This window comes from Bilophila sp., assembly GCF_057864385.1.
On record NZ_DBMAFI010000002.1, the window covers coordinates 18,533 to 42,801 of the forward strand.

The 24,269-nt window shown below is 59.2% G+C and carries 19 protein-coding genes and 1 tRNA gene; 10 read left to right on the forward strand and 10 right to left on the reverse strand.

The genetic code is table 11. From position 1 onward, the window contains the following. Nucleotides 1–40: 40 nt before the first annotated feature. The 9 genes from lpxA to lysS all read right to left on the reverse strand — a co-directional run bounded on the left by lpxA (nucleotide 41) and on the right by lysS (nucleotide 11,884). Complete coding sequence (gene lpxA, locus ACZM8Y_RS00775) at nucleotides 41–877, reverse strand: acyl-ACP--UDP-N-acetylglucosamine O-acyltransferase (protein ID WP_302552179.1); 837 nt, start codon at nucleotides 875–877, stop codon at nucleotides 41–43. A 1-nt stretch (nucleotide 878) separates the two neighbouring features. Continuing rightward, nucleotides 879–1,340: a 3-hydroxyacyl-ACP dehydratase FabZ gene (gene fabZ, locus ACZM8Y_RS00780; RefSeq protein ID WP_482331326.1), complete on the reverse strand. Its 462-nt coding sequence runs from the start codon at nucleotides 1,338–1,340 to the stop codon at nucleotides 879–881. A gap of 33 nt (nucleotides 1,341–1,373) precedes the next feature. After that, a complete protein-coding gene (gene lpxD / locus ACZM8Y_RS00785; RefSeq protein WP_308770380.1) occupies nucleotides 1,374–2,408 on the reverse strand; it encodes a UDP-3-O-(3-hydroxymyristoyl)glucosamine N-acyltransferase in 1,035 nt (344 codons plus the stop codon). Beyond that, the gene (locus ACZM8Y_RS00790) at nucleotides 2,409–2,963 is read right to left on the reverse strand and encodes an OmpH/Skp family outer membrane protein (RefSeq protein ID WP_302552176.1); all 555 of its coding nucleotides are present in this window, start codon (nucleotides 2,961–2,963) and stop codon (nucleotides 2,409–2,411) included. Nucleotides 2,964–3,897: 934 nt separating this feature from the next. Next, a complete protein-coding gene (locus tag ACZM8Y_RS00795) occupies nucleotides 3,898–5,679 on the reverse strand; it encodes an N-acetylmuramoyl-L-alanine amidase (protein ID WP_487479834.1) in 1,782 nt (593 codons plus the stop codon). Between the two features lie 8 nt (nucleotides 5,680–5,687). Then, a complete protein-coding gene (gene bamA, locus ACZM8Y_RS00800; RefSeq protein ID WP_302552174.1) occupies nucleotides 5,688–8,387 on the reverse strand; it encodes an outer membrane protein assembly factor BamA in 2,700 nt (899 codons plus the stop codon). Then, nucleotides 8,344–9,084 (reverse strand): ABC transporter ATP-binding protein, encoded by a 741-nt coding sequence (locus tag ACZM8Y_RS00805; protein ID WP_482331332.1) that lies wholly within the window; start codon nucleotides 9,082–9,084, stop codon nucleotides 8,344–8,346. Before ACZM8Y_RS00805 ends, bamA begins: the two co-directional genes overlap by 44 nt. After that, nucleotides 9,081–10,373, reverse strand: coding sequence for a lipoprotein-releasing ABC transporter permease subunit (locus ACZM8Y_RS00810; RefSeq protein ID WP_302552172.1), 1,293 nt, complete (start codon nucleotides 10,371–10,373; stop codon nucleotides 9,081–9,083). Before ACZM8Y_RS00810 ends, ACZM8Y_RS00805 begins: the two co-directional genes overlap by 4 nt. A 5-nt stretch (nucleotides 10,374–10,378) precedes the next feature. Further along, nucleotides 10,379–11,884, reverse strand: a complete 1,506-nt coding sequence (gene lysS / locus ACZM8Y_RS00815; protein WP_302552201.1) for a lysine--tRNA ligase — start codon at nucleotides 11,882–11,884, stop codon at nucleotides 10,379–10,381. 500 nt (nucleotides 11,885–12,384) lie between these two features. Between lysS and ACZM8Y_RS00820 the strand changes: the two genes are divergently transcribed. Beyond that, a tRNA-Asn gene (locus ACZM8Y_RS00820) sits at nucleotides 12,385–12,460 on the forward strand. 192 nt (nucleotides 12,461–12,652) lie between these two features. Here the strand turns inward: ACZM8Y_RS00820 and ACZM8Y_RS00825 are convergent. After that, entirely contained in the window at nucleotides 12,653–13,498 is an 846-nt protein-coding gene (locus ACZM8Y_RS00825; protein ID WP_479859010.1) for an arylamine N-acetyltransferase, read from the reverse strand. Nucleotides 13,499–14,721: 1,223 nt separating this feature from the next. Here ACZM8Y_RS00825 and epsC point away from each other — a divergent pair. From epsC to ACZM8Y_RS00870, 9 genes are all read left to right on the forward strand, one after another. Next, nucleotides 14,722–15,633, forward strand: a complete 912-nt coding sequence (gene epsC / locus ACZM8Y_RS00830) for a serine O-acetyltransferase EpsC (protein WP_302551529.1) — start codon at nucleotides 14,722–14,724, stop codon at nucleotides 15,631–15,633. A gap of 65 nt (nucleotides 15,634–15,698) precedes the next feature. Then, complete coding sequence (locus ACZM8Y_RS00835; RefSeq protein ID WP_482331336.1) at nucleotides 15,699–16,421, forward strand: thioesterase II family protein; 723 nt, start codon at nucleotides 15,699–15,701, stop codon at nucleotides 16,419–16,421. Continuing rightward, nucleotides 16,418–17,143 carry a 4'-phosphopantetheinyl transferase family protein gene (locus ACZM8Y_RS00840; RefSeq protein WP_337432237.1) on the forward strand — a complete coding sequence of 242 codons (726 nt, stop codon included), beginning with the start codon at nucleotides 16,418–16,420 and terminating at the stop codon, nucleotides 17,141–17,143. The genes ACZM8Y_RS00835 and ACZM8Y_RS00840 overlap by 4 nt, the downstream gene beginning before the upstream one ends. Then, entirely contained in the window at nucleotides 17,140–17,559 is a 420-nt protein-coding gene (locus tag ACZM8Y_RS00845) for an HIT family protein (protein WP_482331338.1), read from the forward strand. The genes ACZM8Y_RS00840 and ACZM8Y_RS00845 overlap by 4 nt, the downstream gene beginning before the upstream one ends. A 116-nt stretch (nucleotides 17,560–17,675) precedes the next feature. Continuing rightward, entirely contained in the window at nucleotides 17,676–19,385 is a 1,710-nt protein-coding gene (locus ACZM8Y_RS00850; protein WP_482331342.1) for an AMP-binding protein, read from the forward strand. 10 nt (nucleotides 19,386–19,395) lie between these two features. Continuing rightward, nucleotides 19,396–20,430, forward strand: a complete 1,035-nt coding sequence (gene dctP / locus ACZM8Y_RS00855) for a TRAP transporter substrate-binding protein DctP (RefSeq protein ID WP_302551534.1) — start codon at nucleotides 19,396–19,398, stop codon at nucleotides 20,428–20,430. 57 nt (nucleotides 20,431–20,487) lie between these two features. Further along, complete coding sequence (locus tag ACZM8Y_RS00860) at nucleotides 20,488–20,988, forward strand: TRAP transporter small permease (RefSeq protein WP_486853531.1); 501 nt, start codon at nucleotides 20,488–20,490, stop codon at nucleotides 20,986–20,988. Continuing rightward, nucleotides 20,978–22,279, forward strand: a complete 1,302-nt coding sequence (locus ACZM8Y_RS00865; protein ID WP_302551536.1) for a TRAP transporter large permease — start codon at nucleotides 20,978–20,980, stop codon at nucleotides 22,277–22,279. The genes ACZM8Y_RS00860 and ACZM8Y_RS00865 overlap by 11 nt, the downstream gene beginning before the upstream one ends. A gap of 307 nt (nucleotides 22,280–22,586) precedes the next feature. After that, nucleotides 22,587–24,191 carry a (2,3-dihydroxybenzoyl)adenylate synthase gene (locus tag ACZM8Y_RS00870; protein WP_308770368.1) on the forward strand — a complete coding sequence of 535 codons (1,605 nt, stop codon included), beginning with the start codon at nucleotides 22,587–22,589 and terminating at the stop codon, nucleotides 24,189–24,191. The last annotated feature ends 78 nt before the right edge of the window (nucleotides 24,192–24,269 follow it).

Below are 24,269 nucleotides of genomic sequence, written 5' to 3' on the forward strand. Positions count from 1 at the left end.
TGTGTCGTGCTTGTCGCTGTCGACGAAGAAGCTTTTAGCTTTATACTGCGTCGCCGTCAAGTTTTTTTTCAATATTTTTTTCGGCGGGGCAGAGGCCCCGTTCGCTGCTGCGGACAAAGTCCACAAATTCCATAAGTTGAGGAATGTTCACGTAGTCTTTCGCAAGCAGATCCAAGGCTTCGGAGCGGGGCATCTCACTGCGCCAAATCAGGCGGAAAGCCTGTTTGAAGGCGGAAATGGTCTCGCGGGAAGCTCCGGCGCGGCGCAGCCCCACGAGGTTGGGGCCATGCACGAGCGCACGGCTGCCCGCCGCCAGCATCCACGGGGGGAGATCCTGCGCAACCCCCGTCATGCCGCCGACGAAAGCGTGGGTGCCGATATGCCCGAACTGGTGCACTGCGGAAAGGCCGCCGATGATCGCAAAATCGTCCACGCGCACATGCCCGCCGAGGGTGGCCCCGTTGGACATGACGATGTCGTTGCCGAGCTGGCAGTCATGGGCGATGTGCGTGTAGGCCATACACAGGTTGCGGCTGCCGATGCGGGTCAAGCCGCCCCCGCCTTCCGTGCCCCGGTGGAGCGTGGCGAATTCACGGATGCGGTTATCGTCGCCGAGTTCCAGCCACGTCACTTCGCCTTGGAACTTGAGATCCTGCGGCACGCCGCCAACCAGGGCGTGGGAATGGATATGGTTGCCCGTACCCATTTTCGTGTAGTCTTTGATGACGGCATGCGCGTCGATGCGGCAGCGATCCCCGATGATGACATGCTCTTCGATGATCGCATAAGGGCCTATTTCCACATCCTTGCCGATCTGCGCCCCGGCGTGCACGATAGCGGTGGGGTGGACTCGTTGGGAAGGCATGTTGTTGCCCATACTACACGTCCCCACGATCGGTCACGGCGGCGGTGAGTTCCGCTTCGGCGGCAAGCACGCCGTCAACGTAAGCCTGGCCCTCCATCTTCCACAGCTTCAGCTTGTGGCGGATAAGGCGGCATTCCAGATCCAGGCGATCGCCGGGGAAGACCGGACGGCGGAAGCGAACCTTTTCGAGCCCGGAGAAGAGGAAGAGCTTCCCGACTGTTTCGCTCGGATCGAAACCATGCAGCACCAGCAGGCCGCCAGCCTGCGCCAGGGCTTCAATGATGAGCACGCCGGGCATCACCGGGACGCCGGGAAAATGCCCCTGAAAGAACGGCTCATTGAAGCTGACGCACTTATGTGCCTTGATGTGTTCCCCATCCACGATTTCGTTGACCCTGTCCACGAGCAGGAAGGGGTAACGGTGGGGGAGGAGCTCCAGAATCTTGCGGATGTCAAACGAGGTAGGCTGGTCCATGCTGTGTATTCCTTGAGTCTGAATTGCAAAGGGCTAGGCGCCCGGCTTGCCGCCCTTGAGGTCTTCCAGTTCCTTTTCAAGCTTGGACAGCCGCTTGAAGAGTTCGGGGAAGCGGGGCATGAGGGCCAGCGTGCGCATATAGGTACGCTGATCCACGGTGGGCGTGCCGCCCACCACGACGTCGCTGGGGATATCTTTGGCAACCCCCGACTGGGGCCCGATGGTGACGTTGTCGCCGATGTGCAGGTGCCCGGCGATGCCGACCTGTCCGGCGAACGTGCAGTTGTCCCCGACCGTGGTGGAGCCGGAAATGCCCACTTGAGAGACGATGAAACCGTTGCGGCCTATCTGCACATTATGCCCGATCTGCGCGAGATTGTCGATTTTGGTGCCGTCGCCGATGCGGGTGACGTCGAGCACGGCCCGGTCGATGGCGGCGTTGGCCCCCACCTCGACGGCGTTGCCGATGGCGACCTTGCCGACCTGCGGGATTTTCTGGATACCCGCGGGAGTCCGGGCGAAGCCGAAACCGTCCGCGCCGAGCACGGAACCCGGATGGAGGATGCAGCCTTCGCCGACGTGCGTCCCGGCCATAAGCACTGCGTTCGGATAGATGGTGGTGCCCTTGCCTATGCTGACGTTCTCGCCCACATAGACGCCGGGGAAGAGCTTGGCGCCGCTTCCCACTTTGGCATGGGGCCCGATGTAGACGAAGGGATAAACGGTCACCCCTTCACCAAGCTCGGCATCGGGGTGGATGAAGGCCAAGGGGCTGATTCCGGAAAAGCTGCCCTGCGGCGCGGCAAACAGCTCCAGAACACGGCCGAAATCTTGGTAGGGATTTTCGCTGATCAGGGCGCGTCTGACATCCCCGGCGTGTTCGGGACGGACGATGACGGCGCCAGCCCGCGTTTCCGCGAGCTGGTCAGCGTATTTGGGATTTGCCAGAAAGCTCACTTCATCGGGCCCTGCCCCCTCCAAGGTGTTGACGCCGATGACTTCGGCATCGTCTCCCTGCAGGGTCAAGCCAAGCCGGGCCGCGATTTCGGAGAGTTTACGGGCAGCCATTTACTTCTTACCGGTCTTGGGTTCCGGGAACTTGCTGCCGCCGGCCTTCCACAGACGGTTGACTTCAGCGAGGACGGGCTTGGTGATGTCAAGGGTGGGGGTGGCGTACATCACGCTGCCGGCAGCGGCGTCGAGGATGAGATCGAGCTTCTGCTGCTTGGCGATCGTGGTGGCGGCGTCGTAGATCTGCTGAGCCATGCTCTGGCGGATCTGGTTTTCGGTGTTTTCCACCTTACGGGCGAAGTTGCGGGACTTTTCCTCAAAAGCGCGGCGCAGGCGGAGGAATTCCATCTGCTTGTCTTCGCGTTCCTTGGCGGACATCTTGGCGACCTGAGCCTGAAGGGCTTCACCCTTGGCCTGCAGATCCTTCGCCTGCTTTTCAAGCTGCGTCTTTTCGGCGCCGAACTGCGACTGCAGCTTCTGCTGGGCGGCCTTGGCAGCGTCGCTGTCCATAGCAACGGCCTGAGAGTTGAACACGCCGATTTTCATATCGGCGAAAGCGGAACCCGCCATCAGCACACAAGCCACAAGAGCGAGGGACAATACTCTGAACATATTCTTCTCCTTGAATGTACGGACACTAGCGGGAACCCTGCCCGCAGATCGAAATGGATAGCCTTCAACGCGTGAGTCGTCAAGACATGTTCCAATATGGCATAAAGACGGGGGGAGAGCCCATCGTTCCGAAAAGGTTTTTATATCCAGTTATTCCAGAACATAAAGAAACTGAGGGGCCTTTATGGATGCGCCTGATGCAGGGACGGCCGTGTTTTTTCTTTGGCCGTGCCATAGGAAATGTTTGATGCTTTTTTCCTTGAAATCCCAAAGGAATAACCAGTAAAAGGCCCCAAGCATGGAGCCCGTAGGCGGAAAAGCTGGAAAAAACGCCTGTATTCCCAGCATAGTGTAAAGAGAAAACAGGGCTCTGTCACAGAGTATATGGTTGTTTCATCTCCACAGCACGATGAAAATACCGCCTTTTTCTCCAGTTTTCCCATTGGCGGAATCCATGTCTAAGGCCTTTTGTCGGGTAATCCTTTGAAACTTTGAGGAAAAAGCATCAGCCATTTTCTATGATGCAGCCTAAAACAGCCATATGCTATGGCAGAGCCTTTTCTTTCAGCGGGGGCCATACTGCCGCAGTATTGCGTTTAAAGAGAACCTAGTGGGCAGAAAGTCCCCTTTTGGGGAGCCCTTGCTGTGGGAACTTTCCCAAGCAAAAGAGCCCGGCAAAAGGGCGAGCTTTGGGGGAGACATTCACGTTTTTAATAAATCTTGTATTCAACTATCTGAGGCTCAAAATGAATTCTTTTAGAAGGCTCTGTATAGTATGTGGTTGTTTCATCTCCACAGTGCGGTGAAAATACAGCCTGTTAGAAATCCATTGAAAAAGTGAATGCCTCCTTTGGGGAGGCCCGCTCAAAAGGCAACGCGGAGGATAAGGCTTGGAAAGGAAATGCCGCCAGACGGAGGCTCAAGGGAGGCGGAATCAGCGTTTGGCTCCGTCCAGACTTCCCAAGTGGGCAAGGATGCCGGAAGCGATCCCCTCCGCCAACGCCTGCCGATACGTGGGGATGAGAAGGTTCGCGGCTTCCTGTTCGTTTGAGCAATAGCCGACCTCCACGAGGACACCCGGCATATTCGCACCGAGCAGAACCTTGAAGGGGGCGGACTTGACCCCTCCGTTTCGGACGGTGAATGTTTTTTCCTTCATGACGGAAAGAGTACATTTTTGGATGGTGTCGGCGAGCCGCCGGGATTCTTGGTTGCGCACCGACGACGCGGCGGCAGGGGAGCCCGCATCCCCCTTATGGCCGCCGTTGGCGTTTTCCCGCCCGGCGATTTTGCCCGCATCCGCACTGCTTGAGGCGGTACCAGGGAAATACGTTTCCAAGCCGCAGGCGTTTTCATTCGGGCTGGCGTTGACGTGGATGGACAGCAGCACATCGGCGCGGGCTTGGTTGGCTATGTACGAACGGGTGGACAACGAAACCCATGTATTGTCCGTGCGGGTATATCGCACCTGGATGCCTTTGCCCGCGAGGATAGCGCCTACGCGCTTGGCGATGTCCAGCGTCACTTCGCGCTCGACGACGCCGTTGTGCACGGTTCCGGGATCTTTGCCGCCGTGGCCGGGATCGATCACGACGGAACGGGTGGCGAACCGGAAGATCGGATCGCTCGACTGAAGCCCTTGGCCGAATGGGATGCCGCGGGGCATGGCCGCATCCGCCGCCGAGGTCGTGATGACGATGCGGAACGGCGAGGATTCCGTTTTGACCATGAAGCGTTTGATCTGCCTGAAATCAAGCAAAAGCCGCGTCTTGTCGGGTGCGGACAGGTCAAGGCGCATACGGCGGAGGGAACTGCCCTGCACTTTGATGCCGGGGCGGATCGTCGAGGCCGGATTGACGCCCATGAGATCCACGACCATCCTGTTTGGGGCGGCGTTTTTCTTGCCGCCGCGCTGCGTATCAATGGACCAGATGATGGGGCGATCGAATTCCAGCGTGACTACGGCCAGATTTTTCCGGTTTTCCCATTTCATGTCGGTCAGGAGCGCCGCCGCCTTCTTGCCCGGCGTGCCGCTCTTGGCCGCTTCCAGCGCCGCCTTGAGGCGCTGTGCGTACAGCTTGGCTTCCGGCGCGATATCGCCCTTGGGGTATTGCCTCTGGATGGCGTCCAGCGCTTCCTGCGCCCCGGAAAAATCGTTGAGTCGTTCCGCCTTGAGGCGCGCAATGCCGAACAGCACGTCATCAGCCAGCACATGGTTGGCGTAATCCTTGAGGAACATCCCATACCGCCCGACGGCGGCTTGCGCGTCCTGCCGCAGCATGGAACGCTTGGCGAGTTCCTCCATCGCCAACGCCGAACGGAAGAGCGCCGCAGGGCGGTTGCGCCAGCGCGGGTGCTTCTCATAGATGTCAAAAAACGACTGGGCGAGGGCTTCCCACGGCTCACGCCAGCCGCCGCGTTTGGAGTCGTTCTTCAGCAGCGCCATATCCTGCTTGGCCTTTTCGTATTTCTGCTCAAAGGAGGGGGCCGCGTGCGCTCCGGAAAACGCGGCCGCGAACAGGGCGAGGGCAAAGGCGGCCAAAAGGAGCCTGAACAGGCGCGCAATGGCGGCGGATGGGCTGTGCGGAGTCTGGGAGCCGGTACGAATCATGAAGGGGAAGCTGTCCTGATGGGCGGCTGCGCCGCGTCGAAGAAGCCCGCCCGTGCGGAAACGGGCAAAGCGGAAGGGGTGCGGGAAAGGGAACCCTTCCCGCACCCTTGTTTTTAGAAGAACTGGCCCATGGAGAACTCGAAACGTCCGCCGGGGCGGTCGCCCTTGACGTTCTTGTCCAGCGGGAAGCCGTAGGCGAAGCGCAGATCGCCCATGGGCGAACGCCAGCGCAGTTCAAGGCCGACCGACTTCTTCAGTTCGCTGAAGGGATCGGAAGTCTGGCTGGAGTCGATGTTGTAGCCGATGTCGAAGAACGGCACGAGGGCGATGCCCATTTCCGGGTGGAACGTCCAGATATATTCAAAGTTCAGGAAGCCCATGCGGTCGCCGCCGATTTCGTCATGGTACTTGGGATCGCGCGGGGCAAGGTCTTCCGAGTCATAACCACGGATGGAGTCGATGCCGCCGATGAAGAAGCGGTCGAACACGGGTACCGGCTTGTCGGAGTTTTCAAACACGCCGCCGACGCGCCCACGCCAGTGGAAGATGTGGTTCGGGTTGCGGAACAGCGTATGGAACGACTGCAATTCACCGATGGGCTTGAAGAAGTTGTCGTTGCCGCCGATACCGCCGCCGCCGTATTCCATGGAGACGCGGCCCACCACGCCGGACGTGGGACGTTCGCGCGAGTCGGTGGAGTCGTAGGTGATGCTGGTGCTCACGACGCTCGACAGGTTCTTGCCTTCGTATTCCTTGTAGGCGCGGGATGCCGAATCGGGGATGTCGAACAGGGTGTAGCGGTCGAGACGGTAGCCCACGGATACCGAGGTGTATTCGCCGATGGGGTGGAAGAGGCGAATGGTGTTGCCTATGGTCTTCTTCTTGAAGTCGTCCCATTCTTCCCAGATGGCGTAGCTGTTGTTGCTGAAGCCGAAATCGGTATCGTAGATGCGCGGGTTGACGAAAGACAAGTCCAGATACGAGGACTTGCCGGACACGAACCCCTGCAGGGCGAGCGAGTAACCGCGGCCGAACAGGTTGCGCTCCTGAATGCTGCCGCTCACGCCGAACTGATAGAAGGTCGAGTAGCCCACGCCGCCCATAATGGCGCCGGTGCGGTCTTCCTTCAGGTTGACGCGGAGATCGACTTCATCGTCCTTGTCGGTCGGGACGATGGTCGTATCGGCCTGCGTAAAGTAGCGGAGGCGGTTCAGGCGTTCGTTGGAACGGCGCAGCTTGGAGCCGTCGAACTGGTCGCCGTCGGCAAGGCGCAGTTCGCGGAAGATGACGTTGTCGCGGGTGCGGGTGTTGCCCTGCGTGACCACGCGGCGGATATGCACCTTCTGCTTCTTGTGCGGCACATAGAAGACGTCAATGACGCCCTCCTCGGCACTTTTCGGGGTGTCCACGTCGACCTCGGCGAAGGCGTAGCCGTAGTTGCCGTAGAAGTCGGTGAGGGCTTTGATGTCGTCCTGCAGGACGGTGAGGGAGAAATACCCGTTGGAATCCTTATAGTCGTCAAGCTTGATCACTTCTTTCAGGCGTTCGTCGTTGTCGATGAGATCGCCCTTGAAGCCGATTTCGCCGAGTTTATAGCGTATGCCTTCATTGATGGTGAACGTGACGGTGATGCCGTCTTCGGAGTAGTCCACCTGCGGCGCGGCGACCTGAATGTCCACGTAGCCGTGGTTCATGGCGTAGGCCGTGATCGCGGCGGAGTCGCGCTCAAGGTACTCTTCGCGGAGCACGCCCGTGCCGGTAACCCATGACAGGATGCCGTGCTCTTGGAGCGCGAGTTCCTTCTTGAGGTCGTCGGCGTCGATGCTCTGGAGCCCTTCGAGCTTGATTTCCTTGATGTAGAGCTTCTTGCCTTCCTTCACGTCGAAGACCAGCACGGCCGAGGCGCTGTTGGCCTTCTGTTCGATGCGGTAGTTGACTTCGGCGAGGTAGAAACCTTCCTTGCGGTACAGCTCGGTGACCTTCTGGATGTCTTCGGCAAGCAGGCGATCGTTGAGGACGGAGCCCGTCTTGGAGCTCATGGCCGCCAGGATGTCTTCTTTTTTGACCTCGTCGGAGCCGTTGACGATCACGTCGTCAATGCGGGGCTTTTCCTTGACCGTGAACACGAGCACGCGGCCCTGCCCGCCCTGTTCGATGTCGGCGTTCACGTCGCTGAAGTAGCCGAGATCCCAGATACGCTTGATTTCTTCATTGAGCGTGGCGGGATCGACCACGTCACCCTTCCGTGTGGACAGGCGCATCAGCACCACATCGGGATCAAGAACCTTGACGCCGCGGATCTGGATGTCCGTGATGGCGTCGCCCTTGACCGCGCCGCCGCCCATCTTCTCGACGAGCTCGTCAACGGCGGGGAGCAGCTCGATCATGTTCTGCTTCTGGACGAAGTAGGGCTGTGCCCCCCGCTGCCCTGCGGCATCGACCATGCGGGCGTCGATGCTGAACGCGTCGCCGGTCTTGCTGAAGCTGCCGTATACGGCGTAGTTCGCCCCGGTCTGCTTGGCGATGGAACGCGCGGCCGCCAGATTGAGCTGGCTGATCCGCTGGTTCTTGAGCAGGCGCAGCGTATCCTTGGCCGGGATGACCTTAAAGCCCTTTTGGGCCAGCCGCTGTTCAAACAGCTTGGGCAGTTCGTCGTTCAGGTAGTTGAGATCCGCCCCTCCATTGATCTGGAAGGGGAGAACGGCCACACGGACGGCATCCGAGGCCGCCTGTTTGGGCGCCGCCTGAGCCGTACCGTGGAACAACAGATTACACAGCGCCAGCGCCAGCAGCGCGAGTACGCATCTCTTCATACAGTTCTCCAGATCGTAATTCGAGGCAGCGCCCGAGGGTTCCCGCCATTTCACGGTTATGGGTGACAATGACGAGGGTCATGCCGAGTGTGCGGTTCAGTTCCAGAAGCAATTCGGCGACGGAATCGCCTGTCCGCTGATCCAAGTTGCCGGTGGGCTCGTCGGCCAGCAGCACACGGGGCTCCAGCAGGATGGCCCGCGCGATGGCGGCGCGCTGACGCTCGCCGCCGGAAAGGGTGGTTACCCTGTGATCCTTCCTGTCGGAAAGCCCGACGCGTCCGAGGGCCTGCCGTGCCAGTTCCAGCGCCTTCGACCGGTTCATCCCGGCGATGAGCGCCTGCATAGCCACGTTTTCCTCGGCGGAAAATTCGGGCAGCAGGTGGTGGAACTGGAAAACGAACCCTAGCTTCCTGTTGCGGAAATGGGCTTTTTCCTTAGGCGTCATGTCCGGCAGGCTTTTGCCCTCGAAGAGTACCTTGCCCGCGGTCGGCGTGTCCAGCGCGCCGAGCAGGTGGAGGAGGGTGGACTTGCCCGATCCCGACGCCCCGACGATGGCGAGGGATTCGCCGGCCCGGACGGTCAGGTCTATATTTTTCAGAATGGTGATGCGCTCCGCAGGGCCCTCGCAGGACTTCCCGACGCCGGAAAGCTCGTAGAGTACCGGGGGCGCGGTCGCGTATGCTGTCTGTTCCATCATTCAAACCGCAGGGCTTCGGCGGGCTCAAGGCTCGAAGCCTGCCGCGCCGGATAGATCGTGGCGAGGAAACACAGGGTCATGGCGGACACGCCGACCACAACGATATCGACCCAGTCGAGCAGGATGGGCAGGTGATCCAGCGTATAAACCCCCGGCGGGAGCTTGATGAACTGATACCGCTGGAGGAGGAGCGCCAGCCCTATGCCGAGCACATAGCCGAGCAGGGTGCCCACCACGCCGATGATCGTGCCCTGAAGCATGAATATCCGGCGGATCATCCCCTTGGTCGCGCCCATGGACATCAGGATGGCGATGTCGTGCGTCTTTTCCATGACCAGCATGACCAGCGTGGTGACGATGGAGAAGGAGCCGATGAGGACGACCATCGCCAGCAGGATGAACATGCCGATTTTTTCGAGCTTCAACGCGGCAAAGAGATTCGCGTTCATGTCCATCCATGTGCGGACGGAAGCCAGCGGGCCAAGCTCCTTCTGGAGGGCGGCGGCGACGGCATCGGCCTTATATACGTCCTTGACGGTGACTTCGATGCCGGAAATCTGATCGGAAGGCAAGCCCAGCAGATCGCGCGCCGCCGCAAGGGAGATGAACCCAAGCGACGAATCGTATTCAAACATGCCGGTCTGGAAAATGCCCGCAACCTTGTAAGGGCGGATACGGGGCTGGAAACCGGCGGTGGTCTTTTGCCCGGAAGGGGAAAGGAGGTTGACGCGGCTGCCCACGACCAGGCCGAGGCGCTGCGCCAGTTCCTTGCCGATGAGCACGCCGGGCGGCGCGCCCTCCACGGACGCGTTCAGGTTTGCGACGCTGCCGCTGCTCAGGCTGTCCAGCATGGTGAGGACGTCCGGCGCGGTCTTGGGATCGATGCCCCGCAGGACGACGCCTTTGACGCCCCTTGGGGAGGACAGCATGCCTTCCGCGTAAAGGAAGGGGGTGGAGCCGACGACGCCGGGGGTGGCGTCGATGCGCCGGAGCACGGCCGCCATGCCGGAGAGTTCGGGGGCTTCGCCGCCGCGCATTTTTTGGAAGTCCGCGTCCGAAGGCGGCGCGGTGAGCGCCGCCAACGGGCCGGAAACGATGATGTGCGCGTTCGCGCCGAGGATTTTATCCCGGATGTCCGTCGTAAAGCCGTTGTAGACGCCGAGAACCACGACCAGCGCGGCGACGCCTATGGCCACGCCAAGCACGGACATGGCTGAAATGATATAAATGAAGGCCTGCTTGCGCCGGGCAAAGAGGTAGCGCAAGGCTACGAAGAGTTCAAAACGCATAGGGGTTAGGATTCCTGCTTCAGCAGCGGGAAGAAGATCACTTCACGAATGGACGGGGAGTCGGTCAGGAGCATGACCAGCCGGTCGATGCCGATGCCTTCGCCCGCGGCCGGGGGCATGCCGTATTCCAGCGCGCGCAGGTAATCTTCGTCCATCGCACAGGCTTCGTCGTCGCCGGCGGCCTTTTCCCGAACCTGCTGTTCAAAACGCATGCGCTGGTCGATGGGATCGTTGAGTTCCGAGAACGCGTTGCCGTATTCGCGGCCCATGATGAAGAGCTCGAAACGATCCGTAATCTCCGGGTTGTCCTTGTTGCGGCGCGCCAGCGGGGAGATCTCCGTGGGGTAGTGGTAGATGAACGTGGGGGCGACGAGCTTGGGCTCGACGTCGAGGTCAAAGAGCTTGGCCTGCAGCTTGCCGAGCTTGTCCGTCTTGAGGATCTTTTCCCCGCGTTCGCGGACGTAGGCAAGTACCTTGTCGAAGTCGTTGTAGAATTCGGGGGAGTGCCCGCCGATCTTCTCCAGCGATTCGTGGAAGGTGAGGCGCTGCCACTTGCCGGGGGTCAGGTCGAGCTCCGTACCCTGATAAGTGATGATCGGGCTGCCGCAGACTTCCGTGGCGATGGTGGAGAACAGTTCCTCGGTCAGATCCATCAGATCATAAAACGTCGCATAAGCCCAGTAGAATTCGCACATGGTGAATTCGGGGTTGTGACGGATGGAGATGCCTTCATTGCGGAAGTTGCGGTTCAGCTCGAAGACCTTCTCAAAGCCGCCCACGAGGAGGCGCTTGAGGTACAGTTCGGGCGCGATGCGCATGTACAGTTCCATGTCCAGCGCGTTGTGGTGGGTGATGAACGGACGCGCCGCCGCGCCGCCCGCCACGGGATGAAGCATGGGGGTTTCCACTTCCACAAAGCCGCGCTCTTCAAGGAAAGAGCGGAAGGTGCGGATGATTTTGCTGCGCTTGCGGAAGATGTCGCGGACTTTCGGGTTGGTGATGAGGTCCACATACCGCTGGCGGTAGCGAATTTCGACGTTGGTGAGGCCCTTGTGCTTTTCGGGCAGGGAGCGGAACGACTTGGTAAGCAGGGTCACCTGATCACAGGCGAGGGTCAGCTCGTCGGTCTTGGTGCGGAAAAGCTTCCCGTGCACGCCCACGATGTCGCCGATGTCGAACTTTTTGAAATTCTTGTAGGCTTCCTCACCCATAAGATCTTTGGACGCGTAGCACTGGATACGGCCGCTGCGATCCATGAGATGGAAGAACGCGACCTTGCCGAAAGAGCGGTGGGAGATGATGCGCCCGGCACAGGTGAACGTCTCGTTCAGTTCTTCGAGCTCGGTGGCGGAACAGGCTTCGTATTCGGCCCGGATGGCCCCAGCGTCATGCGTCTTCACGAACCCATTGAGATGAAGAGGGATCCCGGCATCCATGAGTTCGCAGGATTTGACCACGCAGTTTTTGACGACTTCGTTGAGCTCGTCTTTATCGGCGAGGCTTTGAAGCATGGGCATGAAATAGGATGCGTGGACTGATTTGGTAGCAAGCTTGACGGGCTTGTGGTGCGTAGTTTCCGGGCTGCTCAAGGGAATCTCTCCATCAATTAAAATAGCGATTGGCGACCGATGATCATTTTCCGCGCTTACGGACGGCAAGAAACGCGGTCATATCCGGCGGCGAGAACGGGGCTTTGGCGGACAGGCTTCCTGTTGCGGCGCGTGGTCGATGTTACACGAAAGCCGTACAATGTTCCAACGGGTTAGAGACAGCGGGAGCGTTCCTCCGTTCTCGCATTGCCTTCCCGCCCGCGGCGGCGGGACCCCCCCTCCGGCCGTGGCGCCCTGTGGATCTGATCGCACAGTTTGTATCCGCAAAGCCGTAGTCCAATTGTGCTGTACAGTCAAGGACGTGCCGCGGGTCAAAAAGTTTTTTCAAAAAAAATGAAGAAAACGCTTGACGGAAGGAGGGCATTTCGATAGACCTCTTTTCGCACCAACGAGTGCCTCATTCCCCGGTGGCTCAATCGGCAGAGCGGGTGACTGTTAATCACTAGGTTGGCGGTTCAAGTCCGTCCCGGGGAGCCAGAAAGTACAAGGCCTTGCAACGAAAGTTGCAGGGCCTTTTCTGGTTCCGGGCGACACGAAGCGCAACCAGAATCGGGCGGTCAAATATTTCGCTCTGGGGTACATCTTCTTTCTCTCTCTCTCTCTCTCTCTCTCTCTCTTATTTCTGGGAAGTCAGAAAAACAGAGTTTGCTGTATTTTTATAATAAAATATTATGCTATATCAATATTAAAATATTTTAATAATAAATTTTTCAAATCGGAATCTTTAAACTCTATAATATCTTTTATGCCGTTTTCATTTATCGTAAGCTTGTTTCCTGTAATATCAATATATCCATATTTTGTATTTCTGGAAACATGCCTTACGCTATATGCCGTATCTCCGAGCGAACGCAGCATATTTTGTCCATGAAAGTCGGATAGATAATATTGTAATGGCGTCATCTGCATTAATGGCATTTCAATATCGTATTTTTTATCCGTTTTACGGACTAAGGTATACCATCCTGAATCTTGTGGGCGTGAACGAGTGTCATTTGGAACAATACCGCTACGATAGAAGCAAAATATTTCTTTATCAATATATTGTTGTTCTCCAATTTTAAACTCTAAACTTTCTTGTGGTGCCGGCCCACCATATCCCACATCACAAAATAGCGTTTTATTTTCACAATACACTAAAATGCCGCAATGTGTTGCTGGAACCGGATATGGTTCAGGATGACGGAGTTGACGGCAAGGACACATCCACGCATCAAAGCCAAGAGATAGCAGTAGTAAGAAGAAAAGACCATTTAATTCAAAGCAATATCCGCCACGTTTATTTTTAAGTATTTTATTTATTAAATTTTGTGGTTCTATGCTTATAGGACGTAAAAAATCAGTTGCATCTAAATTTTCAAAAGGAATTTTAATTTGGTGTGTTCGTGTTAGTTCATCTAAATATTTTTTAGACGGTTCTTTCTTTTTTAATTCTAGTCTATCCAAATAAATAGGCTGCAACTCGTGGGGTATGTTATAATAAATCGACCAATTCATTTTTTTAGACCATGACATACTATCTCTTCTCCTAACTTGCTTAGACTTTTAGTTCTTATAGCGAAGCCCCGCAGCGGTTGCAACTGCTGCGGGGCTTCGTTTTTGCCTAAGTCGGCAATTTACTGCAAAATCAGGCAGAAAAGCACCATAAACTGGATGACAAGCACCTCCTCTATTTCTCTTTTTCTATTAAATGCAGCAGAATGTATTAGATACGTGGGAGAGAAAATGTATCTTTACCATTAAATATATAATACTGAAAGTAAAAAGTATATTCAAAGTAAAAGAGATGTTTATTTTGATAAAAAATTATATTTTTATTATACTATTTAATATCTTATATTATATATAGGTATATAAAAATTCAATAATGATATTGATTTCTCATACAAGAGTATGAAGTTGACGATATATGTTTTGAGTGTCGTTATTGATATCAACAAAGATGGTAATTTGCTATTACTATTATACACGATGAATATATAATTATGTATGATGTTTAATTAATAATATAAATAGAGAAATATAAAAGGCATCCGGGTTGAGGCGATGACGAAAAAACAACTGATACGCAAAGGTGAAATGGATTTATCTTTATTTACATTGCAGCGTTTCTGACTGTGGCTATTCCGTTATATGGGCTTTTACGTAATCGACTGCATTCCGAACCCTGTGGATTGTTTGGGCAACATTAGCTTTTTCTATTTTTGATACTTTTTCGTAGCTATGGGCAGATTAGCGGGTGTAAGGGAGCTTGCACTGAGAGCTTCGATGAACCAAGTTTTAGGTTGTGTCGTTAATTATATATAATATATTGAAATTATTTGACTATTTTATATTTCAAAAATGATTGTCTTCAATAGTTTCAAATAGTTATATGTAAAATGACGACACGGCCTAGGCTTGATTTCAGAGGAGGCACGTCAGATTGCCCCATAATCATTTCTGGGCGTTTTTCTACAGCTATGGAAGGGGCTCCTGAGTAGGAGAAAACGTATGGAAGAAGCGGTCGGTTTTGTGGAATAAATGAAAATTAAATTCATTATTTCAATATAACATAGTAAATTTATTGATCTAGCTGTGACATATTTTTGACCTGAATAGGTATGGCCTTTATTCCTGGAAGCCATATGCTGCGTTTGTTTAAGGACGGTCGGGAAACGGGCTCGGCAGTCCCTAAGGAAAATGGAAACGTGTTGCGTTTTGCAGCGGCATGACTTCAACAGGAGAGGTTTTGCAATATGTTCTCTTCGTCCGGCATCGGTACGCTTCCCGCAAGCCGGCTCGATCACGTCATAGGCCAGTTGTGCTCGCCAGAGGCCATGCGTGATATCGCCCATTCCCCATTGCACAATGCTCCGATGCCTTCTTTGGAGTGCGTCCGGGAGATTGTTTATATTCTCAAAACAATCTTGTTTCCCGGCTACTTCGGAACTCCCGTACTCTCGGAGTCCCACCATTATCATATCGCCGCATCCATCGATTCCGTGTTACAGCGGATGTCTGGCCAGATATATTCCGGGGCGTGCTTCTCACATGCACGGTATGCCAAGGAATGCGGCGCGTGTACGGAGTGCCAGAAGCTTTCCTATGAAAAGGCTGTGTGCTTCATTGAACGGCTGCCCGTTCTGCGGAGGCTTCTCGCCTCGGACGTGCGGGCCGCTTATGAGGGCGATCCGGCAGCGACAAGCCTTGGTGAAACCATCTTTTGTTACCCCTCGATTCTGGCGATGACCCATTACCGCATCGCCCACGAACTCAGCGAGCTTGAAGTGCCGCTTCTGCCGCGCATCCTCACCGAGATGGCCCATGCGTCCACGGGGATCGACATCCACCCCGGCGCCCGTATCGGAGAGGGCTTCTTCATCGATCACGGCACGGGGGTGGTCATTGGGGAAACGTGCGTCATTGGCAAAAACTGCCGTTTGTATCAGGGCGTCACCCTCGGAGCGCTGTCCTTCCGCAAGGACGCCTCAGGCGTGCTGATCAAGGGCCTTCCCCGCCACCCGCATCTTGGTGACGGCGTCACCATCTACGCCGGGGCCACGGTTCTGGGCAACATTACGATCGGTTCGGGGGCCATCATTGGGGCCAATATGTGGGTAACGGAGGACGTGCCGGAACGGGCGCGGATCGTCTCCGGCAACAAGTAGGCGGGGCTGCCGCCCGGTGCGGCGGTGGGGCGGTCCTGCGCTCAAGATAAAAAGGAAGAAGAACGATGGCAGGTTGGTTCATGCCGGAGAGGGTTCCATACGCTCCGGTTCGGCTTTTCTGTTTTCCCCATGCGGGCGGCGGGGCGTCGGCCTACCGCGCGTGGACGAAGGAATCCGCGCTGGGGGCCGTTCCCGTCCAGTTGCCGGGGCGCGAAAACCGGATGCGCGAAACGCCCCTCCTCTCCATGAGGGCGATCGTCGAGCAGGCGGCGGAAGCGATCCGGCCCTACGCCGGGCAGCGGTATGCCCTGTTCGGGCACAGCCTCGGGGCGCGCGTCGCCTTTGAGCTGGCCCGGTACATGCGCGGGAAGGGGCAGCCCCTTCCCGCGCACCTGTTCGTGTCGGGAAGCCGCGCCCCGGAGATCCCCGAACCCTCCCCCCTGCACGAGCTGGAGGAGGACGCCTTTCTCGCCGCGCTGTCCCGGTACGGGGGCACGCCGCAGAGCCTGCTGGACAACAAGGAGCTGATGAAGCTCTTTCTCCCGTTGCTGCGGGCGGACTTTACCGTGGATGAAACGTATGAATATCAGGAAGAAGAACCGCTTCCCGTCCCGATCACGGCCTTTTACGGGTCTGATGACCCCGAGGCGACCCGCGGCGAGACGGAGGGATGGGAACGGCATACGTCCGGGGGCTTCTCTCTGCACGAAATCCCCGGAGGGCATTTCTACCTGACGCACTCCTCTCCGTTGCTGCTGTCGCACATCAGGCGGGTGCTCGGCGTATGAGCGCGGCGGCGTTCGTCCGGCGGGCCTTTGGGCCGGAAGGCTGGAACCGGACGCCGTGCGGCGGCCCTGAGGTCTGGACGATCCCGCTTGATGATCCCCGTGTGCTCGCGCTGGGACGCGCTGCGCTTCCTCCCGAAGAGGAGGCTGCGGGACGGCGTTTCGTTTCTTCCACGCTGGCCGATCGGTATGTCGCCGCGCACGGCGCGTTGCGGTTGCTCCTCGGGCGCTGGCTGGGCTGCGGCCCGCGAGAGGTTCGCTTTTTTCGGAACGCCTGCGGCAAGCCCTTTGTGGAGGGCGGGCCGCACTTCAGCCTTTCCCATGCGGAAGGGCTGGCCGCCGTGGCGATTGTCCCCGATCACGAGGTCGGGGTGGACATTGAGCGGGTGAAGCCGTTTCCGGGCATGGCGGACATCGTGGAACAGTTCTTCTCCCCTCATGAGCGGTCGTGGATAGCCGAAGGCATTCCGCCTGAAGGACGTTTTTTCCGGTGCTGGGTACTTCGGGAGGCCTTTGTGAAGGCGTTGGGCGAGGGGCTTTCCTTTTCGCTGGATCGGTTCCGCGTCCGTATGCCGCTCGATTGCGGGGGCGGCGTTTCCATTTTTCTGAAGGACGGCGGCGTGCACGATGTCGGGCTGACGGAATGGCGTCCCGCCGAAGGGTTCGCGGGCGCCCTCGCGGTGCGGGGACGTCCGTTTACGGTTTATGAACAGGAGTTGTTATGACGGACGAGTGTCTTTTTTGCCGGATCGCGGAGGGCACGCTGCCCTGCGCGAAGGTGTACGAAACGGATCGCCTGCTGGCTTTTCTGGACATCAACCCGGCCTTTCCGGGGCATACCCTCATCATTCCCAAACGGCATGCGGAAACGCTTTTCACGCTCGACGAGCCGATCGGGGACGAACTGCTCCTGACGATGCGGTGTGTGGGCGCGGCGGTGATGGAAGCGACGGGGGCGGCCGGGCTGAACGTCATCCAGAATAACGGGCGGGCCGCTTGGCAGCAGGTGGATCATGTGCATTGGCATCTGATCCCCCGCTTTCCCGACGACGGCTTCGCGCCGTGGAAGCAGGAGGCCTACGGCTCCCCCGACGCCATGCGAATCATGGCTGAAACCATTCGGAACAACATACGGGCGTGAAGGGCCTCGCCGTCAGGCGCGGAGGAGCGTCGCGGGAACGGGGAACGTCCCGATGATCCGTCTGGGGGGCCTTCCGCCGGGGGCTTCTCGGCGTTCCAAGGCCGCGTGGAGTTGCCATGAAAGAGTTTGCTGTGCGGGAACTGACGCTTGGTCAGGTTTTCGATGCCTCCGTCGAGGCGTTCCCCCTGCGGGAGGCCGTCGTCCATCCCGGTACCGGGGTGCGCTGGACGTGGCGTGAGCTTTCGGAGCGGGTCGATGCCGCCGCCCGGGGGCTGATGGCGATCGGCGTGGGTGAGGGGGAGAAGATAGCGCTGTGGGCTCCCAACTGCCCGCAGTGGATCGTGTTCATGTTCGCCGCGGCGAAGATAGGAGCGGTTCTGATCACGGTAAATACGAACTATCAGGAAACGGAACTGCGCTACCTGCTGCGGCAGTCCGGCTGTGAGACGCTCGTATTCTTTCAGGGAACGCATGGGCGGGATCTCGCGGCCTCCCTCTATGCCGCCGTCCCCGAAGCGCTGGAGATGCCCCGTGGGGAACTGCGTTCATCCCACGCGCCGGGATTGCGCCGGATCGTGTCGCTCGGAGAAGGCCCGGCGGAAGGGGCGTATTCCCTGCCCGAACTGGAAGCGCTGGGAAAGGCCGTCCCTGAGTCGGACTACCTTTCCCGCAGGGAGGCCGCAACACCCTATGACGTCGTCAACATGCAGTACACGTCCGGGACGACCGGCTTCCCCAAGGGCGTGATGCTCGAACACGTGGGCATCGTGAACAACGCCCGCTGCGTCGGCGGCAACCTGAACCTGACCGAATCCGACAGGGTTTGCCTGCCGGTGCCGCTGTTCCATTGCGTGGGGTGCGTGCTCGGCGCGCTGGCCTGCGTGTATTACGGGGCCACGATGGTTCTCCTCGACACGTTCTCCCCCGTGCCGGTTATGGACGCCGTGGGGCGGGAACGCTGCACCGCGCTGTATGGGGTGCCGAGCTTTTTCCAGTCCGTGCTGCACCACCGGCTTTTTCCGCGTTTCGAGTGCGGCACGCTCCGCACGGGCATCATGGCGGGCGCGGTATGCCCTGAGGCGCTCATGCGCGCAGTCATGGGGCGCATGGGCTTGGAGGGCATCACGATCTGCTATGGGCTGACGGAAGGGGCCCCGGTGCTGACCCAAACCCGGATGGATGACCCCGTGGAACGCCGCGTCGCGACGGTGGGGCGTCCCCTCCCCGGCATCGAGGTTTCCATCCGCGGCCGGGACGGCAAGGAGGTTCCCCGCGGCTGCGAAGGGGAGGTCTGCTGCCGGGGCTACAACGTCATGCGGGGGTATTACGCCATGCCGGAAGCCACGGCGGAGGCCATCGACGCGGATGGCTGGCTGCACACGGGGGATCTCGGCTGCATGGATGCGGACGGCTATGTCAGCATCCGGGGCCGGATCAAGGACATGATCATTCGGGGTGGGGAAAACATTTCCCCGCGCGAGGTGGAGGATTACCTCCGCACGATGGAGGGGGTTCTCGACGTTCAGGTGATCGGCGTGCCCAGCGTGCGCTACGGCGAGGAGGTGGGGGCCTTCCTCATCGTCAGGGAGGGGGCGGACATCTCCCCGGAGGCCGTCCGGGCGTTCTGCCGGGGGCGCATCGCTTGGTACAAGATACCGCGCCATCTCGCCGTGGTGGAGGCTTTCCCCCAGACCGCCAGCGGCAAGGTTCAGAAGTACAAGCTACGGGAAATGGCGGAAAGCTGCTTTGCCGCCGATGCGGAACGTTTCGGCCGCCTCCCGCCGGAGGAAGGCCCCGGCGGGAGGCGGGAATGCAATCAACTGTAATGGAGCAGAGATGAAAAAAGTAGTGAGTTTGCTGTGCGGCCTCGTACTGATGGGGTGGGGCGTCGGAAACCATGCGCACGCCGACGACGCAATCGTCCTGAACTTTGAGACCGGGCTCGGTTCGCAGTCGGTGCAGCAGGTGCGGACGCTGCAGGCGTGGAGCACCTCCGTGGAGGAGGCTTCCAAGGGCCGGATCAAGATACACCTGTACCCCAACGGTTCGCTGGCCAAGCCGAACGTCAATCTGATGGCCTGCCAGGATGGTCTGGTGGACATCGCCTATCTCCATTCCTTCTTTTTCACCGACCGGCTCAAGGCGCTTGAGGCGCTGTACGTGCCGGGGCTGAACATCACCGATCCGCGCGCCGCCTCGCTCGCCGTATGGGATCTGATCGCAAGGACTCCCGCGTTTCACGACGAGGCGAAGGGCGTCAAGATCCTTGGGGTGCACGTCTCCCCGATGGTCATCGGGAGCGTGGACAAACCCGTGGCCTCCGTTGAGGACTTCGAGGGGCTGCGGCTGCGTACGAACGGCAAGAGCACGGCGCTGCTCGCCAAGCGCATGGGGGCCACGGTCATGACGGTGCCGGGGCCGGACATCTTTATGAACCTCCAGAAGAAGATCGTCGAGGCCGCCGTCGCCGCGTGGGAGGGGCACCGCGGGTTCGGGCTGACGAACGTGTGCGGTTTCTTCACCGAAGGCGACTTCCTGCCGCCCATCTATTTTTATCTGGTGATCAACGAAAACAAGTGGAACTCGCTGCCGCCCGATCTCCAAAAAGTGCTGGAGGACGCCAGCGGGGCACGCTTCGCCGCGCTGGGCGGCGGGACGGAGGCGGATATCGCCAGAGAGATGCGCAAGTCCGTGCGGGAGGGCGGCAAGGCCGTCCTGAGCTTCACAGGGCCTGAACGTGAGAAGATCGACAAAGTGTGCGCCGAAGTCCGGGAAGAGGAACTGAGCCGGATCGAGAAGGAAGGCGTGCCGGATGCCCGCCGGTATGTGGCGGATTTTCTGGAATTGATGAAACACTACGAAGCGCAGTGACGCGCACTCGCGGCCGTGCGGGCGGGAACGCCGCACGGCCGCAAAGGGTTTGTTCGCATGGAGTGGATGGAAAAAGGATGTGCGGCCGTCGGCAGGGCGGCCCTGTGGGGCAACGTGCTCGGGTGCGTCCTGCTGGGGGGCATGGCCCTGCTCGTTACGGCGGATGTTGTGATGCGCGGTTTCGGGGCGTCCCTTTCCGGCGTCTTCGAGGTGGTGGAAGTCCTCATGGGGGCGTTGGTCGGGTGCGGGCTCGCCTATACGGGCGTGACGCACAGCCATCTGGAGGTAGAAATCCTCACGGACATGATGCCGCGGCGGGTTCGGCACGCTCTGGGCGCATTGGGCGCCCTGCTGGGATGCGCCTTCTGCGCCGCCGTGGGCTGGAAGACGTCGGACTATGCCGTTGACGCCTTCGCCAACGGGGAGTGCACGCCGACGACCAGCCTTCAGACATGGCCGTTCATCGGCCTGCTCGGTACGGGCTTTTTCCTGCTGGCGGTGGTTTCCCTGATCCATGTGCGGGAACACCTCCGGGAGAGGAGGCGCCATGACGCCTGAGTGCATCGGCCTGCTGGGCTTTTTTGCGTTGCTGGCGCTGCTGTTTCTCCGCGTGCCTGTGGCGGTGTCCATGGGCGTGGTCGGCGTCGTCGGCATGGTGTCGCTGCTGGGGATCGGGGCGGGGCTCAACCTATTGCGGACGGCCCCGTGGACGAGCGTGGCCTCGTACGACTACGCCGTGATCCCGTTGTTCATGCTGATGGGAAACCTGTGCTTCCACAGCGGCATTTCCGAAGATCTCTTCCGTATGCTGCACCGCTGGGTGGGGCATTTCCGGGGCGGCCTGGCGCTCGCGACCGTGGGGGCTTGCGCCGGGTTCGCCGCGCTCAGCGGCACCACGCTGGCGACCGCCGTCACCATGGGGGCCGTGGCCCTGCCGGAAATGAAGAAACTCAAGTACGATCCCGCGCTCAGCACGGGCGTGGTCGCCGCCGGGGGGACGCTCGGCGTGCTTATCCCGCCGTCCACGGTGATGGTGATCTACGGCATCCTCACGGAGCAGAACATCGCCAAGCTGTTTATGGCAGGCGTCATCCCCGGCCTGCTTCAGGCGCTGTTCTATGCGGTGGTCGTCGGGATCATGTGCCGGATCAATCCCGCGCTGGGGCCCGCCTGCGCACCTTTCCCCCTGCGCGAGCGGGTACGGTCGCTGAAGGGGACGTGGCCCGTCTTCGCCCTGTTTCTGCTCGTGATCGGCGGCATCTACAAGGGCTGGTTCAGCCCGTCGGAGGCGGCGGCCGTCGGGGTATCGGGCGCATTCGCGCTGGCGCTGCTCCGCCGCCGTCTGACGGCCCGCGCGCTTGGGCGGTCGTGCATGGATGCGGTCAAGTCCACGGCCATGATCATGCTGGTGATGATCGGGGCCATGCTGCTCGGATACTTCTTCTCCGTGACACGGATTCCGTTCACGCTGGCCTCGACCGTCGGGGCCCTCCAGCTCAGCCCCACGCTGGTCATGATCATTCTGGTATCCATGTACGTCCTTCTCGGCTGCGTGATGATCCCCATCGCCATGATCGTGCTGACCATGCCCATCGTGTTCCCGCTGCTCACCTCTCTGGGCTATGATCCGATCTGGTTCGGGGTCATCGTGGTGCGCATCTTTGAGATCGCGCAGATTACGCCGCCGGTGGGCCTCAACGTGTTCGTCATCAAGGCCGTCGTGCCCGACGTCCCGCTGACGACGGTCTTTCGCGGCATTTTTCCCTTCCTGATTGCCGACATCATCCATCTCTGCCTGTTGTTCGCCTTTCCCATGTTGAGCCTCTGGCTTCCCAACATGATGGAATGAAGGGAGAAAAGAGTGGTACGGTTTTGACCACATCGGGTATGTCCATGTGCATTCCGGGCCGTTATAGTCCCTCAACAGGAACCGCCGCGAAGCGGGGGCAAGAGGGCGGGTGTTCATGCACAGGGAGCTGGCCCTTCTCCTTCGATGTGGATTCAGGACCTCGCGGCGTTCCTTATCCCCTCCATAGGGGGAGGGGAAAGGCGGCAGCCGTTTTTTTGTCGTCATTTAATGATAATAAAATTCATATTCAAGATTGGCGGAATCCATTCCCCCACTTTGCAAACCGTGATCCGACAAGGAGTCAGCAGTGTATATCGTGCCTGAGGAGAAGTATATCGCCAAAGGGTATTGGCAGCCGTATTCGCTTGGCGAAGAACTGCACCGGAGTGCGGAACGGCATGCGGAGCGCATCGCCGTCGTCTCCGGCGGGAGAAGGGTCACGTACCGCGAGCTTGATCGGCTCGTGGACGAGTATGCCGCGGGCATGATCGAGCTGGGCATCCGCCCCGGCGACCGTGTTCTGCTCCAGCTTCCCAATCGGCTGGAGTTCGTGCTGGCGGCTTTCGCGCTGTTCCGCTTCGGAGGCATCCCCATCATGGGGCTTCCGGCGAGCCGTGAGGCGGACATCGCCGCATTGTGCAGGCTGGCCGAGCCGGTGGCCTATATCACGACGGACAAATACGGCTCCACCGAATACCGTTCCATCGTCGAAAGCCTTTCCCACGGCCATCCGTACCTGAAATACCTCATCACCGACAACGGCGGGATCGAGGGCACCATCCCTCTGGAAACGCTGCGCAAGCCCAACCCCGTCATCAGTTGGGCTCCGCCCCGGTTTACGGAAACGGCGGTTCTGCTGCTGTCCGGGGGCACGACCGGCACGCCCAAGCTGATCCCCCGCCGCCATACCGACTACGCCTATAACGCCCGCGCCGCGTCCGAGCGTTGCGGCCTCAACGAGGACAGCGCGTATCTGGTGGTTCTCCCCGTCGCGCACAACTTCTCGTTGTCGTCTCCGGGAATCATCGGGACGCTGATCAACGGCGGCAAGGTGGTTCTGGCCGAAAGCGTGGGCAGCGACGAGGCCTTTGAGCTGATCGAACGCGAAAAGGTGACGTTCACCGCGCTGGTGCCCGCGCTCCTCAACCTCTGGCTGGAAGCTAGGGAGTGGGAAGAGGCGGATCTGTCCAGCCTTGTGTTCATCGAGGCTGGCGGCGCGGCGGTCGATCCCGGCATGGCGGCGCGCGTGGAGCCGGTGCTCGGCTGCAAGATGGTCAACGTGTTCGGCACGGCGGAGGGGCTTATCTGCACGACTTCGCTGGACGACGAAGAGAGCGTGATCTGCAATACGCAGGGGCGCCCGATCTCGCCCGCCGACGAAATCCGCATCGTCGATGCGGACGACCGGGACGTGCCGCGCGGCGAGGCGGGCGAACTGATCGTCCGCGGCCCCTACACGATTCAGGGCTATTACCGCGCGCCGGAGGCGAACAGGCACGCCGTGACCGAGGACGGGTATTACCGCACCGGGGACATCGCCCGCATCGTCTGCGGCGATCGGATTCAGGTCTGCGGGCGCATCAAGGAACAGATCAACCGCGCCGGGGAAAAGATCGCCCCGGTGGAGGTCGAAACCGTGCTGCGGACGCATCCGCTGATCACGGACGCCGCCGTAGTCGGCGTGAAGGACGACGACCTCGGCGAGCGCATCTGCGCTTGGATCATGACGGACGGGGCCGAAGTGAGCCTTGCCGCCGTCTACGCCTTCTTCGAGGCGAGCGGCGTCGCCCGCTTCAAATACCCGGATCAGTTGGAACAGCTCGACGTGTGGCCCGTGACCAGCGTCGGCAAGGTCGACAAGCGGAAGCTCTCGGCCATGGCTGAGGAGCGGTACGCCGGGCGCAAGGTCTGAGGCGCAGCCTGTTTCCCCACCGGGAGAGGTCGCCTTTCCCGGTGTTTTTCATGGACACCAGCACACTTCAAGGAAAAA